General features: G+C 41.2%; 14 protein-coding genes, 1 tRNA gene and 1 pseudogene. 7 read left to right on the top strand and 9 right to left on the bottom strand.

The features are described 5' to 3' along the window. Positions 1 to 293: 293 nt before the first annotated feature. Positions 294 to 464, top strand: a complete 171-nt coding sequence (locus tag BDD43_RS30200; RefSeq protein WP_162847140.1) for a hypothetical protein — start codon at positions 294 to 296, stop codon at positions 462 to 464. Between the two features lie 115 nt (positions 465 to 579). On the opposite strand, the gene BDD43_RS21665 is transcribed toward BDD43_RS30200, so the two are convergent. The 3 genes from BDD43_RS21665 to BDD43_RS21655 form a co-directional block, all read right to left on the bottom strand. Further along, positions 580 to 915: a hypothetical protein gene (locus BDD43_RS21665; RefSeq protein ID WP_121199717.1), complete on the bottom strand. Its 336-nt coding sequence runs from the start codon at positions 913 to 915 to the stop codon at positions 580 to 582. A gap of 72 nt (positions 916 to 987) precedes the next feature. Beyond that, a complete protein-coding gene (locus BDD43_RS21660) occupies positions 988 to 3456 on the bottom strand; it encodes a DUF5686 and carboxypeptidase-like regulatory domain-containing protein (RefSeq protein ID WP_147425712.1) in 2469 nt (822 codons plus the stop codon). A gap of 565 nt (positions 3457 to 4021) precedes the next feature. Further along, complete coding sequence (locus BDD43_RS21655; RefSeq protein WP_121199713.1) at positions 4022 to 4285, bottom strand: YtxH domain-containing protein; 264 nt, start codon at positions 4283 to 4285, stop codon at positions 4022 to 4024. 195 nt (positions 4286 to 4480) lie between these two features. Here BDD43_RS21655 and BDD43_RS21650 point away from each other — a divergent pair, with 195 nt between their 5' ends. Further along, positions 4481 to 5368, top strand: a complete 888-nt coding sequence (locus BDD43_RS21650; protein ID WP_121199711.1) for a glycosyltransferase family 8 protein — start codon at positions 4481 to 4483, stop codon at positions 5366 to 5368. Here BDD43_RS21650 and BDD43_RS21645 read toward each other — a convergent pair. Together BDD43_RS21645 and BDD43_RS21640 are read right to left on the bottom strand one after the other, a co-directional pair. Then, positions 5365 to 5997: an HAD family hydrolase gene (locus BDD43_RS21645; protein ID WP_121199709.1), complete on the bottom strand. Its 633-nt coding sequence runs from the start codon at positions 5995 to 5997 to the stop codon at positions 5365 to 5367. The two genes, BDD43_RS21650 and BDD43_RS21645, sit on opposite strands and share 4 nt — an antisense overlap. Positions 5998 to 6015: 18 nt before the next feature. After that, complete coding sequence (locus BDD43_RS21640) at positions 6016 to 7023, bottom strand: fatty acid desaturase (protein ID WP_121199707.1); 1008 nt, start codon at positions 7021 to 7023, stop codon at positions 6016 to 6018. 264 nt (positions 7024 to 7287) lie between these two features. Between BDD43_RS21640 and BDD43_RS21635 the strand changes: the two genes are divergently transcribed. From BDD43_RS21635 to BDD43_RS31120, 3 genes and pseudogenes are all read left to right on the top strand, one after another. Next, positions 7288 to 7361 (top strand) — tRNA-Ile (locus BDD43_RS21635). A 164-nt stretch (positions 7362 to 7525) separates the two neighbouring features. Further along, the gene (locus BDD43_RS21630) at positions 7526 to 7960 is read left to right on the top strand and encodes a hypothetical protein (protein ID WP_121199705.1); all 435 of its coding nucleotides are present in this window, start codon (positions 7526 to 7528) and stop codon (positions 7958 to 7960) included. A 150-nt stretch (positions 7961 to 8110) separates the two neighbouring features. Beyond that, positions 8111 to 9204, top strand: a pseudogene (locus BDD43_RS31120) (ISAs1 family transposase). Between the two features lie 107 nt (positions 9205 to 9311). Here BDD43_RS31120 and BDD43_RS21615 read toward each other — a convergent pair. The 4 genes from BDD43_RS21615 to BDD43_RS21600 form a co-directional block, all read right to left on the bottom strand. Beyond that, positions 9312 to 9551 carry a hypothetical protein gene (locus BDD43_RS21615; protein ID WP_121199703.1) on the bottom strand — a complete coding sequence of 80 codons (240 nt, stop codon included), beginning with the start codon at positions 9549 to 9551 and terminating at the stop codon, positions 9312 to 9314. Positions 9552 to 9594: 43 nt separating this feature from the next. Continuing rightward, on the bottom strand, positions 9595 to 10056 hold the full coding sequence (locus BDD43_RS21610; RefSeq protein ID WP_121199701.1) for a hypothetical protein: 462 nt from the start codon (positions 10054 to 10056) through the stop codon (positions 9595 to 9597). Continuing rightward, entirely contained in the window at positions 10053 to 10709 is a 657-nt protein-coding gene (locus tag BDD43_RS21605) for a recombinase family protein (protein ID WP_121199699.1), read from the bottom strand. The genes BDD43_RS21610 and BDD43_RS21605 overlap by 4 nt, the downstream gene beginning before the upstream one ends. 292 nt (positions 10710 to 11001) lie before the next feature. Beyond that, positions 11002 to 11811 (bottom strand): hypothetical protein, encoded by an 810-nt coding sequence (locus BDD43_RS21600; protein ID WP_121199697.1) that lies wholly within the window; start codon positions 11809 to 11811, stop codon positions 11002 to 11004. A gap of 130 nt (positions 11812 to 11941) precedes the next feature. Here BDD43_RS21600 and BDD43_RS21595 point away from each other — a divergent pair, with 130 nt between their 5' ends. Both BDD43_RS21595 and BDD43_RS21590 read left to right on the top strand, forming a co-directional pair. Further along, the gene (locus BDD43_RS21595) at positions 11942 to 12202 is read left to right on the top strand and encodes a helix-turn-helix domain-containing protein (RefSeq protein WP_121199695.1); all 261 of its coding nucleotides are present in this window, start codon (positions 11942 to 11944) and stop codon (positions 12200 to 12202) included. A gap of 12 nt (positions 12203 to 12214) precedes the next feature. After that, the gene (locus BDD43_RS21590) at positions 12215 to 12448 is read left to right on the top strand and encodes a hypothetical protein (RefSeq protein ID WP_121199693.1); all 234 of its coding nucleotides are present in this window, start codon (positions 12215 to 12217) and stop codon (positions 12446 to 12448) included. Positions 12449 to 12560: the final 112 nt, after the last annotated feature.

Here is a 12560-nt window from a genome sequence, read left to right as displayed (position 1 = left end):
TATATTGGGCGTTGTTTTGGGGCCTTTTTTTAATCGTGCTTCCGGTGGCATAATATTGGTAATATAGCTAACATCATTAATTAACTTAGCCATGGAAAACATAGACCTGATACTCGAAAAATTAACGCTTAACCGCACTAAATTGATGATTACGCGTTTTGACAAGGAGTTAAAAGAATTATAGAGAACGATTTACAATCGTTTAAATCAAATAGCCAGCAATTGGGCAGCAGAAGCCAAAACAGCCAGGTAGCTTAACAAAAATCACGATATTCAAATTAAACACATCGATTATGGAAAATATGGATTTAATACTCGAAAAATTGATGCTTAACCGCACTAAATTGATAATGACCCGTTTTGACAAACAATTAAAAGAAATTTTAGAAGGTGATTTGCAAGCTTTCAAATCAACACAAAAACAACAATTAGGTAGCAGGTCCGTAAGCCGTAAAGTTGCTTAATTTGTAATTACAAAATACACTATCTACCCTATTTAAAACAAAAAGGAGTTTCGTTAAGAAACTCTTTTTTTATGCCTTTTAATTATCCTCAAGTAGTTTAAAAGCGGCTACAAAATCAATTCCCGGTTGAAGGTTCCAGGTTTTCAATGTTTTCTTTTCCAATAAACGCTATCACAATATCCGTTAGCACGTCTTCCATAGCCAGGCTGTTTGCATCATCGGTATAGTGTTCAGATTTGCTGATGTTCACATCACTTCCATCCACATCAATCTTATAGAGATACTGTTCGTAGGGTAGGGGAAGCCAAATTTCGATGCTGTTACCGCTTTCAACAATGTTTAAATTGGTGCCGCCATACATTTTGTTGTTAAATTTAGCAGGCAGCTTTTGTTGCAGTGCTACACATAAGCCACGTACATTGGGATTTATTTTGGTTTGGTAAGTTTTCATAAAAATAATAACCGGCGTTTTATAGGGCCGGTTATTATTGATAACATGTGGTAAGGTAATCAGTTTTAAAAATTACAACCTAAACTGCAAGCTTACGCGTGGCGCAAATCTGTCGGGCAGTTCGCCGCGGCCATTCAGGTGGTCCATGTGGGTAAGGCGGTATAAAAAGTCTACACGTATTATTTTCAAAATATTTTCAACCCCGTAACCAACTTCCACATAAGGGACTGAGCCTAAACTGCGGTCAACAATGGTACGGCCGCGCCTAAAGGCCTCGTTATTGGTAGTAGATAGGCTGCCTTCTAAAATATCGGCAACTAAAACTGTGCGTATGTTAAGGGCCTTTAATAGCGGTATGCTGTTGGTTATCAGGCCATCCATGTGCTGGGTGTAAGTTAACGATGCATATTTATCGCTGGCAAACTCTAAAAAGCGCATAGTATTAAAGTTAAAACGGTGGTTTTCAACCAGCGTATAAGGCACGTTACTTGGTATAAAGCCACCTGTTAACGAGTATTCGCCTTTGCCAAAAATACCCATATGTACCTTTTGCTGGGCATTAATATATAACTTGTTGTAATTAAAGTCGCCGTCAAGCAGGCCTTTAAAACCATGTACATATCTAAAAGTAACCGTAATATTATCTGCTCCGTTACCAACGGTTATCCGCTTGTTTATCTTGCTCGATTGCAGTAAGCGTGTACCCGGGCGCCATTGCAATTCAAAGGTAGCATCGGCGGTTTGGTAGTTATGTATGGTATCGGAGTTATTAGGGTAAACGTATTCGTAAGGCGTAAGCGGGTCAAAAGTGCTGTGGGTAAAGGTAACCTTGGCCCTTAAATCCGATTTTAAATCACGCTGTACATAAGCCTTAATAACGTTTTGATAAAACGGCCCGCGCGTGCTTATTGCGCCGTTGTTAATAGATGCATTAAAAACATTGTTGCCGTTAAGGGTAAAGCTCTCGTACTGGTAGCCGGTTTGCCCAATATCATGCAGGTAGGATGTTCCTATCTGCGTCCAGGGCTTGCGCGATGCAATGTAGTCAACACTACCGCTGTATTTCAGTTTATCATCTTTAAAGGCATATGCGGCGTAACCACCCAAAATCCATTTATCGCTAAAACGGGTGTTGGTAATGCCGCCAACACGTAATACGGTGCCTTCCAAGTCGTTATGGCTAACCGTGTAGGGGTAGGGGCCAAAGCTAAACCAGCCTACTTTGTAATAGCCGTTTATAAGCATACCGGCAAACTTGGCATAGGTTTTAACAAGGGGCAGGTTTTTAACAGTATCTATCATTTGGTAAACCCGCTTATCAGCCAGTGTAACCGAATCATGACGGTTTTTTTGCCAGTAGCTTTCGTCAACCTTGGCTACATCGGGGCTCATCACAACGGGCTCTTTAAACAAACTTTCGGGATAATCCTGGTTTACTTTGATATTGCTGTTTGATAAGTAAAACTTGCAAATAAAGCCCGACAAATTTTTAGTTATGTTATTGATGTTAAGTGTTATACGTGTTTTTCCCGGTAGCCAGGCCGTTGTACCCTCGGGCTGCACCATCTCTTGCTGAATGCGAACCTTGCTTAAAAAATTAAGGTTAGCATCCGGCGGCACCGAAGCATCAACACGGTAAAGGGCGTAATCGTCTTTAGTAATCCACATTACGCCGTTAAAGGCTAAATCGTGGCCGCGTTTTGGTTTAAATTCTATTTTATAATATTCTTTGCCGTTAATTTTATCGTGCTCGTCAATCAGTTCGTAGTTGTAAAACGTTTTCCAGCTATCTGTTAGGGGCGATATAAAATCTTTCCCGGCAAGGCGCAAAAAGTTTTTATAAAAGTTGTATTGCAAAAAGGTAGAACCAATTAATTGCGAAACCAGTGTTTCGTCTTCAATACCCACGCCTGCGGATTTGGTACGCTTAACGTATTCTGCTTTGCGAAGCGGGTTGTTTTGATAATAATAATCGGATATGGTTTCGGATGCAAATATGGGTAGCACCGGAGTACCTTCTTCGCCGGCAATTTTCTTTAAGCTATCCATCAGCGGCAATATTTGTTTAAAAACTTTGCGCTGTTTTAGTTTCTCGCTAAGGTTAGTGAGCGATAGTTCTATCCGGTTATAGCTTTGATACTCGTAACTTTTTAATTTTTGGGGGTCGTTATCGGGTTTATGTTTAACCATTTTAGCCATAATTTCCCAGGCCGGGTTAACATAGGTTTTAGGCGTAACGGTAACAGCTTTCAGCATTTTTGAATCTATAGCAAGCTGAAAGTTAATTTCTATTTCGATGCCTTTAGGTATCAGCTTGCGCGATGGGGTATAACTTACGTAGCTGGTGTAAATACTATCGGTTGCAATATTGCCCGGTACGGCTAAATGGTAAATACCGTCGAAATTAGTGGCAACGCCTTTGCGGGTGCCGTTTGTTAATTTTACCGATACCGTTACGTAGGGTAGGGGTTCGCCGGTTTGTGCGTCGGTTATTTTACCTGTAACGTTTTTTAATTGCTGGGCGCAGACGTTTTGGGGCATATCAATACAGCCAAATAAACAAAATGCGGTAACCCAAAATTTAAAACTGTGTAAATGTTTTCCTGAAAAAAGTAAAATTTTGCTCAACTTATATCTGTATTTTAATATCAACCATGTACCAATCCTTTTAATTGGGTATTCATAATGCCATAATTTAGTTAATTAATAAGCAAACATGCTTTTTAATTATAACCAAACGGCAACTACATTACTTATGTGGCAATTACTATACCTTTTATTTGCCGGATGGCAGGCTCGCTAAACTTACAGTAGTTTTTGGGCGGGGCATAAATTATCCATAGCAAAAATTAATAAGGGTAATTTGTTATTTGCAACAAATTTATTACAAATATAAACTAATAGATAACAAATGCAATTGGCTAAAACGCCATTAATAGGTGTTAAAACACTTATTTGATGGAAATTGGTTGATACCCTAAAAAATGTTTGGCCAGTATGTGGGGGCGTAAACGGGAGCAACCACGCTTACCTGTAACCAGGTATAAAAAAGGCTTCCAGTAAACCTGAAAGCCCTTTTTATTGATTTTAAATATCAAAAATTAAATTAATTGCCTACAATATCGGCTGCATCATTAATTTTGCTTTTAATTGCCGATCGTGCGTTTTTAACAGCGTCGTTTTTAATGCTATTGAGGTTGTCGGCAGTTTCTTGAGCCTTGCTTTTTACCGAATTAACCAGATCAGCTAAGTAATCGGTTATTTCTTCTCTAACTTCGGTTCCTTTATCTGTAGAAAATAATAAGCCAACAGCAGCAATTGCTGCGGCACCGGCAAGTAAGCCTACTACTAATTTTGTTTGATTGTTCATGATGGTATCTGTTTACTGTGAAATAAATCTATTCAATAACTATATAACGCAAAAAGCTATCTTGTGTTTAAAATAAATGCAAAAATTAAAAGCTGCACCGTTTTAGATGTTTTGAGCTGTATTGCTGATTTAGAATTTTAATTTGCACTTTTACTCTAAATAAGTGTCGATTAAATTTGACCTCTACCGTTTAACATGACATCTCCCAACGTGATCCCTATAGTTGTTGTTACCGACGAGCACTATGTAATAATGCTGGCGGCTTTACTTAAATCTATCGAGGTTAATCATAAAACGGGCGAAAAAATTGCGGTTTATGTTATAGCCGATGGGGTTAAGCAAAAAAGCCAGCGCCGGATAAAAGCATCTGTTGATGCCGCTATGTTTACCATTAATTGGATAAAGATGGAAAACACCATACCGGCAGGGGTGAAGCTTCCGCTCGATCATACATCCTATCCGGTAACTATTTATCTGCGTTTGTTTATCCCGTACATTGTGCCCAAAGAAACTACCAAGGCTTTGTTTTTAGATGTGGACATGATTGTTTTAGATGATGTAAGCAAACTTTACAACCAGGATTTGGGCGACAATATTATAGGTGCCGTGCAAGACCCACGCCTGCTTACTTTTGACAATGCCTGGGGCGGAATAATGAATTATAAAGAACTTGGCTTTGCAGCCGATACAAAATATTTTAATACCGGCTTGTTGCTCATCAACACCCAAAAATGGGCCGAGCAAAACCTGGCGCAAAAAGTAATTGATTGCATTAATGCCAATATCAAGCACGCAAACTATCCCGATCAATATGGCTACAACGTGGTTTTAGCTAACCAATGGCTGGAGTTAGACACGCGTTGGAATTATTTTTCGTCGGGCAATTTGGAGACACCTTTCATCATCCATTTTATATCGCGCAAGCCATTTTACACAACGTATGAGTATAATCCAAAATATAAGAGCCTATTTTACCAATACCTTAAGTTAACCGAATGGCGAAACGCCAAACCCATAGGCGAACTTAACCGCTACCTAAAAAAGCTCAAAAACATCTGGATTAAAATTAAAAAGAAGGTTTAAACTAACCTTTCGCGCTCAAAAAATGCCTGTATGGTGTCGGGCGCCTTCATCAGGTAAACCTGTAAGCCTAACTTTTCGGCAGTGGCCAAATGTTGCGGACTATCATCAATAAAAAGCGTTTCGGCAGGATTAAGGTTATTTTCGGCTAAAACCTGCTCAAAAATATCGGCATTGGGTTTACGCTTGCCCATTAAGTGCGAGTAATAAACCTTGTTAAATAAGTGGTCGTTACCATTAAAGCCAAACTCACGCTTCAAGTAATCCATAATAAAATCGTAATGGATTGCATTAATATTACTCAGTAAAAAGGTGTTGTATTTGGCCTTAACTTTTAACAACAAATCGTGGTTGCCATCGGCAATGCCTAATAGCATGGCGTTCCAGGCTTTGTCAATCTGCTCGTCGGTTAAGCTGGCATTGTTGGCTTTAATGCGTATTTGTTTTCTAAACTCTTCGGATGTTATTTCGCCTTTTTCAAAAGCGCTAAATACCTCGTCTTGCTGTCGGTGCCCAAAAAATTGCTCTACATTGTTAACGCCCAACTTGGTCCAGGCTTTCTGCGCAAGCAAAAAATCAATACCGAATATCACGTTACCATAATCAAAAATTATGTTTTTTATATTAGTCATAAAGCAATTGTAAACAGGTTATAAGGGTTGTTTTACTATCGGTTTTTCAATCGGTATACCGGCAACTTTAAGCTTGCCACCCCGGTTTGAACGTTTTGTACGCGAAAATAACGACAGGTCCCGATTAAATAAAAATTGAAACAATAAAGCCGTGTACGATGTGTGGTAGCCCAGGGTTTCGTAATGCTCGTCGGCTATTTTTTTAATCTTGGGTAAGTTGTTCCAGGGCACCGACGGAAAATCGTGATGCTCATTATGGTACCCAACATTCAAATTTACCACGTTTAATATGCCATAATAGCTTTTGGTTTCCTGCTCGTCGCCATGTGTGAGGTAATGCTCCTGCACCCAGCGCGCCCCAAGCGGATGCAAGCCAACCGAAAAGAAAAAGCTGAATATCATATACATTACAGCTTTAACGCCAAAAAAGTAAACAATGGCGGCCATAAAAATTATTTCGACAAGCCAGTTAACCAATGTCCATGCATCCCATAAATCAATCTCTTTTAACCTGAAAGGGCGCAGCAATTGAAATACCGGGAAAAATAATAACCATAACGATTTGCCAAACCACGAATTGTTGATTAACCTCGCCTCCCAGCCAAAAGGCATATCGGCATCCAATTCGGATACTCCCTGAAAGGAGTGGTGTTTTAAATGATACTTTTGAAAAGAAACCGAACTTGGAAAACCTTGCGGCAGATTTGCAAATATGCCCGAAAGCGTATTTAACGTGCGGTTTTTAAATACCAGGTTGTGCGCGCACTCGTGTATGCAGATAAACAACGTGTGGCTTGCAAAAGCACCAATAACATACGACATGAGTACAACAAGCCACCACGACGCATCTTTTAGCCAAACGGATAAGCCAATTTGCACGGCAACACACAGGAAAATTACTACAATTGTGTAGGGATTTCGGCCTATAAGTTCTCTAATATCGGGATGTTCGGCAATTATTCTTTTAGTTCTCTTTTTATGCGGCTCACTTTCATCCGACCAGTTAAAATCTTTTCTCTTCGCCATTATTATAATTGTATAACGCTATCCTAAATACAATGTTAAATTTAAAAAACGTTATAAGCAAACTTATGCAGTCAAAATAGCCAGATAAAACCATAGCCGGTACAGGCTATGGTGCCACAATTTGCCATTTTAACAATGGTCTTAGTAAAATATAAGCCTGATTTGCAGTCTATTTGTTAATAAAAGAAGAAAAAAATAAATGAGTTTTGTATTTCGGCACTATTTTCCGTAAAATTGCACCCGAATTAAAAATAAAACAAACCCGCGCCTATAGCTCAGTTGGTTAGAGTAGAAGACTCATAATCTTTTGGTCCCTGGTTCGAGCCCAGGTGGGCGCACTGATAATCAAGCACTTACGATGAAAATCTAAGTGCTTTTTTATTTTGGTACGAAATAGGTACGGAAATTGGAGTATGTCTTTCTGTGTGATTCGCTCCCAATAATTTTTCAATTATTTGAACTATACTCTTAAAAACGGTACTTTTAAGACAAGTATAATTTCATGAGCAAGCATCTCGAAAAATTGAAACACCAATTGAATGACATCGCAGACGCGATGAATGCCTTTCAGTCAGAGGCGGTACAAATCAAAATAATTGACCGATTACTTCAGCAGTTCGACCACTGGAACGTCACACCCGAACGCAAGGCCGTCGATGTGCCACCCGCAGTAGGCAGCGTGACTAAAAAATTACGCAAACCAGACAGACCATTGGGGGCGACCAGAATAATACAGAAGCTTCTTGTTACAACCGACTATTTCGAAACACCACGAAGTCTTTCCGAAATCACAGCCTATTGCACAGAACACCATGAGGGTATTTATTATACGTACACTGTCTCGGGTGTGCTGCTCAAGTTAGCTAAGCAAAAAAAGCTTATTCGTAGTGTTAGCGAGGCAACAAAACTATATACCTATCGAAAGCCAGCCCCATAGCGAATGATACGAAGATCAGGGTTGCAACTGCCGATATATGCGCCGCAGTTCAGGTACTTATACATTTTAAGCGGCAGCCCAAATTAAAGATTTTGCCCCTATAGGGGGCAGGGCTGTTGCATTCTAAAAAATAAGGAGTTAACTTTAAATATGAATCAAGGCATTATATCTTATTTGGCGGAACTCCCGGACGGTCGTCGTCGTGCAGGACAACGACACGACCAGACCTTTGTACTCTTACTTGTTTTGATGAGTACGATGAGTGGTTATCATGGTTATCGAGCTATTGGAGACTTTATAACCCGCAATGAAGTAGATCTTTTAGCTTCCCTGAAGCCGAAAAAGAACAGATTGCCAAGTTTTTACACGGTTCGGCGAGTAATACAAGACCTGGATTTTGACAAGTTGAGTAAAAGCTTTTATAAATGGGTGCGGCAGCACACCGATATCACTGAACAAGAGTGGCTACACGTGGATGGGAAAGCGATGAAAGGAACCATGAGCGACTATTCGATAGAAAAGCAGCGGTTCATCAACCTGGTGAGTATTTACAGTAGCCGTAAAAAGCTTGTTATCGGCAACGCACTTGTTGACAACTCTAAGGAAAGCGAGATACCTGTTGTACAGAAACTTATAGCAGATCTGGGATTGAGCGGAACAACTTTAACTTTAGATGCACTTCATTGTCAAAAAAAACTGTAAGGGTGATCATAGATACAAAGAATGATTATGTCATTGGCGTAAAAATGAATCAAAGAACGCTATGCCAACACATCCAATCGATGACCGCAGATATGATGACGGTCACCAGCCGGTTCTCTGAATGGGAATATAGCAAGGGGCGTACAGAACGCCGTGAAGTAGTTGTAAGCGATGCGGTTGGTCACATGGATAAACATTGGGCCGGCTTAAAACAGATCATCAAAGTAAAACGTATGGTAAGAGACAAAGGTAAAACGAGGGAGGAAGACGCATACTACATCAGCAGCCGTAAAGTTACTGCTCAGGCGTTCTGTAGCGGGATCCGGAACCATTGGAGTATAGAGAACGGCCTGCATTGGGTAAAAGATATGACTTTCAAAGAAGATGCTTCACGAATAAGAACAGCGAACGCCCCACAAAACACATCTATATTCAGGAATATCGCCATTAACTTATTCAGAACAAATGACTATAAAAATATGGCACAAGCACAAAGGCTCGTCGCCAATGATATAACGAAACTAAATCAACTAATAAATTAGAATGCAACAGCCCTGCTATAGGGGGGGCGTGTGAGTTTCCGTATCAGGCATAAAAAAATCCTTTCGCGGTGACCGGAAAGGATTAGGGGAAATCAATGAAAAGTAATTTAATGGTTTACGTAAGCCCATTTACCGTCAGGCCCGATATAGAATGAAACAAAGCCGCCCTGATGCTGCAATTGACTTTGGTGGCTTGCATTCTGATCTGTGTGAGCAATCTGCTTTTTTTGAAGGTGATTTTTAAGCCAGATGTAGGCATCTGCTCCGGCCGCACCTGCTGCAGCATTGCGCATAAGTATCAGCACTTCTTCGCCATGTTTTTTGGCAACTGTAATGAATCGTTTCATAATGATAAAATTTAAATTGTGAATGAATAAATGAATGCGGTTTTTATTGAATAATTCTGAATGAGCTTCCGGCTGAAATAGTCTTTTGAGTCGCCTGGATAACAGCATTTGCAAACGCTTTCACGCCGCCATGCTCGCGGTAATAGTCAGGTAATAACTGCTCCAACACATCGTAGCGATTGTGCTGCGCGGCGCGTTGAAGAAAAGTAAGAATGGGCGGCGCTTCTTTTTTCATAATCGTTAAATCATCCGGTTCCCATCTTTTATAAGACTTAACCCATACCGTACGCTGGCCGTCCGTGAGATAATCCTGATCTTCACAGTAGTAGGCTTCTTTAATTGAGTTTATCGCCGCTTGAATTTTGGTATTATGCTGCGCCGATACCGTTCTGGCCGATAGCATCGTTATGACGAGTAAAATTGCGCCGGTAAGAGCAAAAGGCTTCGTTTTCAGACGGTTAAAAACATTGGGTAACGATGCATAATTTCGGTTTTTTGTTTTCATATTTTTTTATTTATCTGTGTCATTACTTTGTGAACCGTGCCCACATGCCATTTGCTGCCGTTATTCCGATAGGTCGGAATCTTCAGCCGGTTCAGTTCATCGGTGATCGCGCGCACCGTTTCAAAACCATCCTTCAATAAGCCGGTGATCGTTGGCCGCATCGCCAATGCAAAGCGATGCGACAGTTCACGGTTTTCCTTCGATAAAACATATCTTCCATAGGTTCCAAGCTCGACACCTTTAGCCTTTGCGGCCTGTAATGCGAGTGATGTACGTTTGCTGATCTGGTCGCGCTCATGCTCGGCCACCGCCGCCATGATATGCATGACGAATTTCTCGCCCGTCGGCACATCAATCGCCTTAAAATCGACGCCCAACTCAAGCAGACCGGTAATAAAATTCAGATTCCGGCTCATTCGGTCAAGTTTTGCCACCATCAACGTAGCTTGCCTACGCTTGCATTGAAGCAGCGCGCTTTTTAAGACGGGCCGGTGGTTATTCTTACCGGATTCGATTTCGATATATTCCTTTTCCAGGGAATAATCATTGTTCGTTGCGAAATCCCTTACCGCCTTGACCTGCGCTTCTATTCCTAAGCCGCTTTCCGCCTGCCGCCCGGTTGACACTCGGTAATACGCGATTGCCTTTTTCACATTTCTTGTTTTTCGCAAAGGTTAAAAACACCACTGCGCCAGACAATCCGTTATGAAGTAAACCAACGTTTACCTTTGAACAGAGCTATCGTCCAATTCAGTAATATTGAGAAAATCGCTATCGCGGAAGTTGATGTGTTACAACGGATTATAGCTTTAAGGAAAAAATAAAAACGTCCGCTTATGGTTGGGTTTTGTTCGGAAGCATACGTTGGTTTACATATGAACAAATTTTTCATGAAATATTTTTTGCTTCGTTTAAAGCGCAGGCTTCGAGCATTTTATTCTCTGCTCAACCCAGGTGCTTTGATGCCGGTTTCGGCTTCTGACCAACAGATTGTGAAGCTACATCGTTCATGGTGAGTTTATCATGCGGTGTTTGCGTCTCGTCGTCAAATGCGCTCACGATTTCATTCGTTTTAGCAAAGCCCTTATTGATCGCGGCCAATGCCTTATCCACCGCCTCATGCCGGTCTTCACTTTTCTTCTTCGCATCGTCGAATAACGATTTAGCATCAGGGTGATGAGCAATTTGCGGCTCTGCCTGCAACAACATCGCGTCATCGACCGCATCGAGTTCTTTCTGTTTTGCAATATCACGCGGATGCTTTTGCAGGTATTCCATCAACTCTTTGTGCTTGTTCCACAGGCCGTCATTAAAGTGAATGCCTGCTTTACGCATCTTTACGAAATCGTCGTCGATATCTTTGTTATCCGCCTCGACCTGCTGCCACAACTGATCCGCCTTTTGTTGTGCGCTCATTCCTTTGTCGGCGATACTGCTGAGAGCAGTGTTGGCTTCGGATAGTGCCGCGGCAAGCGCCATTCGAGATACCTTGCCGTTATCCAGTGCGCCACGGAGTTTGGTAAGGGCCGTTGATAATTTGAGTGCCGTGCTGCTATCCACGTTGCCTCCATCGAGCATCTGCTGGATATTTTCGACAACAGATTCGGCTTGCTGCTTCAGGTCTTCAAGGCCAATTTTCTCGGATGGAGTTTTGTGATCGAAGGCCACATGTTTGAGATTTCCCAACGCACCCGAAGCCATGACGGCTGATTTGGCTTCTTCCGTTAATGCATCTTTGTCATCGGAGCCGCTCATAACCTGACCTATTCATCCCTTTTCTATAGATTTTATCGCACAATCGTTAATATTTGATGAATTATTATTTACCATTTTTCATAAGGCAGATAAATTATTATTTTTAAAGGATATTTTAACCATCAATCCAATGGAAGTCATTTGCTTACATGACGAAGCGTTTTACTCGCTCATTGAGCGCGTCGTCGAGCGCATCAAAGAAAAACAGAACAATATGCCGGTAAAATGGATCAGCGGGGAGGAAACGATGAAAATACTACGGATCACCAGCAAGACCACCCTGCAAAAGCTTCGTGATGAAGGGAAAATCAAATTCTCCCAACCGGAGAAAAAGATCATTCTCTATGATATGGAGTCGATCAACGCTTATTTAAATAAACACACCTATTAAAATTCATGCCTCATGGACGAACAGGAACAAAAATATATTGATGGGTTTAATAGCGGCTATTTGCTGGCAAAACATGAGCCCACACTGGCCGCACAAATCACCGCCAGCCCTAACGATCACAATCCTTTTTTCAGCGGATTGGTGAACGGTAAAAGCGAATACGAAAGAGAAGTGCGCGAGTGGGCCAAAAGTTTTTCGCGTGGCGCGCCCGCTCAGGATGACCGGGATATCAACCGGGATCGGTAACAGCGTTGTGGGAAAATGCGGAGAATTGTCCCTTTATTCTCCGCATATTGTACGGAGATATTTATTGACCGTGCGAAGATAAACTCCTATATTTACCGCACTATATGCGGAG

The organism is Mucilaginibacter gracilis (assembly GCF_003633615.1).
Lineage (GTDB): Bacteria > Bacteroidota > Bacteroidia > Sphingobacteriales > Sphingobacteriaceae > Mucilaginibacter > Mucilaginibacter gracilis.
This window is presented reverse-complemented; position numbering and strand designations above follow the sequence as displayed.

Coding starts and splice junctions, on each gene's coding strand:
- BDD43_RS21615 (WP_121199703.1), bottom strand. CDS start 9,551: ATGAAACGATTCATTACAGTTGCCAAAAAACATGGCGAAGAAGTGCTG.
- BDD43_RS21590 (WP_121199693.1), top strand. CDS start 12,215: ATGGACGAACAGGAACAAAAATATATTGATGGGTTTAATAGCGGCTAT.
- BDD43_RS30200 (WP_162847140.1), top strand. CDS start 294: ATGGAAAATATGGATTTAATACTCGAAAAATTGATGCTTAACCGCACT.
- BDD43_RS21665 (WP_121199717.1), bottom strand. CDS start 915: ATGAAAACTTACCAAACCAAAATAAATCCCAATGTACGTGGCTTATGT.
- BDD43_RS21595 (WP_121199695.1), top strand. CDS start 11,942: ATGGAAGTCATTTGCTTACATGACGAAGCGTTTTACTCGCTCATTGAG.
- BDD43_RS21640 (WP_121199707.1), bottom strand. CDS start 7,023: ATGGCGAAGAGAAAAGATTTTAACTGGTCGGATGAAAGTGAGCCGCAT.
- BDD43_RS21655 (WP_121199713.1), bottom strand. CDS start 4,285: ATGAACAATCAAACAAAATTAGTAGTAGGCTTACTTGCCGGTGCCGCA.
- BDD43_RS21600 (WP_121199697.1), bottom strand. CDS start 11,811: ATGAGCGGCTCCGATGACAAAGATGCATTAACGGAAGAAGCCAAATCA.
- BDD43_RS21660 (WP_147425712.1), bottom strand. CDS start 3,456: ATGCCCCAAAACGTCTGCGCCCAGCAATTAAAAAACGTTACAGGTAAA.
- BDD43_RS21610 (WP_121199701.1), bottom strand. CDS start 10,056: ATGAAAACAAAAAACCGAAATTATGCATCGTTACCCAATGTTTTTAAC.
- BDD43_RS21630 (WP_121199705.1), top strand. CDS start 7,526: ATGAGCAAGCATCTCGAAAAATTGAAACACCAATTGAATGACATCGCA.
- BDD43_RS21645 (WP_121199709.1), bottom strand. CDS start 5,997: ATGACTAATATAAAAAACATAATTTTTGATTATGGTAACGTGATATTC.
- BDD43_RS21650 (WP_121199711.1), top strand. CDS start 4,481: ATGACATCTCCCAACGTGATCCCTATAGTTGTTGTTACCGACGAGCAC.